The sequence below is a fragment of the Gemmatimonas sp. genome, assembly GCF_044376735.1.
Classification (GTDB): Bacteria; Gemmatimonadota; Gemmatimonadetes; order Gemmatimonadales; family Gemmatimonadaceae; genus Gemmatimonas.
In genome coordinates this window covers 1-2,759 of the sequence record NZ_JBILKJ010000270.1, presented here as the reverse complement: position 1 = coordinate 2,759, position 2,759 = coordinate 1, and the positions used below count along the sequence as shown (strand labels likewise).

General features: G+C 66.6%; 2 protein-coding genes. Both read left to right on the top strand.

The features are described 5' to 3' along the window. Positions 1 to 1,639 (top strand): Ig domain-containing protein (locus ACIRA7_RS16515; protein WP_396221925.1); only part of this gene is annotated, 1,639 nt, incomplete at its 5' end. After that, positions 1,636 to 2,759, top strand: a 1,124-nt coding sequence (locus ACIRA7_RS16510) for an acyl-CoA dehydrogenase family protein (protein ID WP_396221924.1), incomplete at its 3' end; no start/stop codon positions are given. The genes ACIRA7_RS16515 and ACIRA7_RS16510, both read left to right, overlap by 4 nt.

Genomic DNA, 2,759 nt, shown 5'->3' with positions numbered 1-2,759 from the left:
GCTCGCGGGTTGTCTCGATCTCAAGGTCATTGCCGACGCGTGCACGATCTCGGTGGCACCGGCCACCCTGTCGCTTCCGGTAAACGGCTCCTCGTCCATCGTGGGCACCGCCTTCGATTGCAACGGCAATTCGATCCGCAACAAGAAGATCTCGTATTCCTCGAGCAACACCGCGGTTGCGACCGTGACGACCGAGGGCAACGTGATCGCCGTGAGCGTGGGGTCGGCCACGGTATCGGTCGTCGCCGACGGGAAGAGCGCCTCGGTGCCCGTGACCGTGACGCCGGAGGTTGCCGCCACGGTGACCATCAACCCGCCCGTGCTGACGCTGCGCCGCACCAATACGCGCGACCTCGTGGCCACGGCGCGTAATAATCAGAACACCATCATCGCCAACCGCACGTTCCGGTGGAGCAGCAGCAACTCGTCGATCCTGTCGGTCGATCAGAACGGCAAGGTCACCGCGATCGCCCCGGGCAACGTGGTGGTGACGGCCACCGCCGACCAAACGGTTGGGAGTGCCAACATCACCGTCACGGACATTCCGATCGGCAGCTGTTCCCTGAGTCCGACCTCGTCGAAGGTCACGGTGACCCAGAGCGTGCAACCCACGCTCGTGGTGCGTGATACCGCCAACAACGTGATCCCGTCGCAGGGGCGGACGATCCTGTGGACGAGCAGCAATGAAATCGTGGCCACGGTGTCCAACACCGGGCTGGCCACCACCCGCAGAGCGGGGACGACCACGATCACCGCGTCACCGGCCGAGAACGCACAGGTGACCTGCAGTGCGAACGTCGAAGCCGTCGACCCGCGGATTCTGCAGGTGGTGATCCAGCAGCGTACCGGATCGCTCCGCCTCGGGATCCCGCGTGGCTTCTCGGCGGCACTGCTCGACTCCACGAATTCGCAGGTGCCAGCGGGACGCATCACCACGTGGAGCACGAACACACCGACGGTCATCAGTATCACGTCGGCCGGTATCGTGACCGGATTGTCGCTCGGAACGGCGCGGGTGATCGCGGCGTCGGAAGGGGTCGCGGACACGGTCCAACTGTCGGTCACGAACGTGCCGGTGGACAAAGTGACGGTGTCGCCGGTGCAGATCTCGGTACAGGAGGGATCCACGACACAGCTGCGTGCCGTCGTGACCGACTCCACCGGGCGCGAGGTCTCCGATCGCCCCGTCGAGTGGCTGACCAGCGACCCGACCAAGGCCACGGTGTCGAGCACCGGCCTGGTCACCGCGATCGCAGCGGGGGCGGTGAACATCGGCGCCACGTCGGAAACCCGCCTTGGGCAGAGCACGGTGATCATTCAGCAGACGCCGGTCGACACGATCGTCGTCAGCCTCCCGAATCCGACGTTCCCGGTGAATCGAGGCGAGACCAGCGCGTTCGCCATCACCTTGCGCGACAGCCGCGGCAATACGCTGCGCAACCGGAACGTCGTCGTGACCAGTGACAAGCCGGGGATATCCATCGGTGCGGCCAATGCTCAGTCGACGCTGGTCTCGGTAAGCGGGATCACGGCCGGGACTGCGACGCTGACGCTGCAGGTGGTCAACGGCAATAACCAGAACGAAGGCAAAGCGACGCAGGTGGTGGTCACCGTGACGACGGTCGTGCCGCCGCCATGAGTGCATCGCCGACTGCCGCCCACACCAAGCCGTCGTTTCTTCGCGGGCTCTTTCACGGCGACATCACCGAAGCGCTGCTCTTCCCCTATCCGGCCACGCTCGATGCGCGGCGCCCCGAGGAAGCGGCCACGGTGCAGCGGCTGATCGCCGCCCTTAACGCGATGGTCGCGTCGGGGCTGATCGATCCGCGCCAGATGGACGAGGACGAGGCCATCGGTGAGCCCGTGATCAGGGCGTTCGCCGAAGCCGGGTTGCTCGGGCTTACCACGCCCACGGAGTACGGCGGCCTTGGGCTCTCGGCCAGCGCCTACGCCCGCGTATTCGGCGCGGTGGCGTCGGTGGATGCATCACTCGGCGTGCTCATCGGCGTGCACTGCGGACTCGGTGGCAAGGCGCTGGTGCTCTTCGGCACCGACGAACAGAAGGCGCGCTATCTGCCGGCACTGGCCCGTGGCGAGATGCTCGCGGCCTATGCGCTCACCGAACCCGAAACCGGCTCCGACGCGCAGCACATCGTGACCACGGCGCGCCGCAATGCCGAGGATACCGGATGGTTGCTGACTGGCCGCAAGCACTGGATCGGCAACGGACAGCGGGCGGGCATGATCGCCACCTTCGCGCAGACGCCGATCGTGCGCGACGGCGAGACGATCATGCGCCCCACGGCGTTCATCGTGCGCCCCGACATGCCGGGGTTCCGCATTGACGGGACCATCCGCAAACTCGGCATCCGCGCGTCGACGCAGGCGGAGCTCGTCTTCGACGACTGCTTCGTGCCCGACGACCACGTGCTGGGCGAGGTGGGTAAGGGGTTCCGGGTGGCCGTGCATGCCCTCAACGCCGGGCGCCTGTCGCTGGCCGCCGGCTGTGCATCGGGATGCAAGCGATTGCTGGCCGAGTTCACTCGCTACGCCGAAGCGCGCACGCAGTTCGGTGGCCCGCTGGCGTCATTCGAGATTACGCAACGCAAGATGGCCACGATCGCCGCCGAGACGTATGCCGTCGACGCGATGGTGGGCGCGCTGGCGGCGGCGCTCGATGAAGACCATGTCGACGCCTCACTCGAAGCCGCGTGCGCCAAGGTGTTCGCCAGCGAACTCGTATGGCGCACCGCCGACGA